Source organism: Acinetobacter sp. S40 (assembly GCF_016624705.1).
In the GTDB taxonomy this organism is placed as follows: Bacteria; Pseudomonadota; Gammaproteobacteria; order Pseudomonadales; family Moraxellaceae; genus Acinetobacter.
Genome location: NZ_JACVTU010000033.1, coordinates 1 through 1,257, shown reverse-complemented (window position 1 = coordinate 1,257; position 1,257 = coordinate 1). Strand labels below are relative to the sequence as shown.

Genomic DNA, 1,257 nt, shown 5'->3' with positions numbered 1-1,257 from the left:
ATCAAAACTGATGGTCTGACTGGCTGCTGCCAATGTTTTGGTATCACCCTCCTGTGTGAGTTTAAGGGTACATACACCCGCACCAATCCCTTTGAGTTCGCCTTGACTATACGTACAGGTTGATGAAGAAAGGCTGCTGATCGTGACAGGCAGTTTGGCACTGGATTCAGTATCCAGTGAATACACACTCTCCGTCAGAATGTATTTCATTTTAAGTGGGGTAATGGTTTGCTTGAGCTTATTGACACACACATTATTTTCTAAATATTGCTCAGCCGCACAAATCACATTGACGGTCATGCTGCTATTCAATGCTCGAACTTTTGCTGTCCCTGCCTGTGTCAGTGCCAGAGTACACTGCCCAACCTTTAGGGCTTTGAGTTCATTACCACTTACACTACAGATATTGGGTGTGTTACTGCTAAATGTTACTGCCAGACCTTGATCTGTATTTAATGATAATGGATAGCTGTGACCTTGAACCAGTGTACTCAATGGGAATGCCTGAATATTTTGTACTGCCTTGTTTTTACAAGTGCCCTCTTCCAGATATTGGCTTTCAGCACAGGCCACTGGCTTAGGATTGGTATTGCCGTTATTTGGATTTTCCGTTCCACCGCCATTTGATGAACTGGACTCTCCTCCCGAACCACCGCCTCCACATCCGACCATGACTGTGCTGATTGCCAGCATCAGCACAGATGGCATAAAGGTTTTTGAAATCATCATGATTGACTGCCTTATATTTATATATTGTTATTGATAATGATCAGCCGAAAGGAGTTGACGGATTTCACTGGCCATTTTTGGACTACGCCAAGGAAACAATACTTTAAGGCTGTAATTCGGTTTAAATTGATCTCGTGTTCCAATATTGACTTGAAACTCTCGTTTCATCGGTGTCCGATGGACTTGCTGATTAACATGGGTTCCCATCATTGGGTTACTGATCATCGTGGTTGTCGTTCTGAAGCGGTCTTCAACCAGATTGTAATGTCCAACAGAAGTTATATAGTCAAAAGGATATTTGACTAAGCGTTGATCTGGCTGATCAAACAGGATGATGGTTTTATCTTGGCTGTTTATCCAGACCCCACGGTTTTGATAATTAAAAGTTTCACCTTGACGTTTCAGTTGTTCGGTCATCCCATCAAAGTAGGTATTTCCATATTGATAGAGGTAGTAAATGATCACAAACCAGAACAGGTCAAAGCCAAAGAAGATATAGCCGAAAGCACCAAAGGAAAAGAGTTTGGC

Annotated in this window: 1 protein-coding gene and 1 pseudogene; both read right to left on the bottom strand. The window is 42.5% G+C overall.

Features of this window, described 5'->3' with window-relative positions; all coding sequences use genetic code 11:
- Positions 1-729 (bottom strand): annotated as a pseudogene (locus IAE19_RS16425) (CAP domain-containing protein); the annotation flags it as partial.
- A 27-nt stretch (positions 730-756) separates the two neighbouring features.
- A partial coding sequence (locus tag IAE19_RS16420; RefSeq protein ID WP_200461971.1) for a hypothetical protein occupies positions 757-1,257 on the bottom strand: 501 nt, incomplete at its 5' end.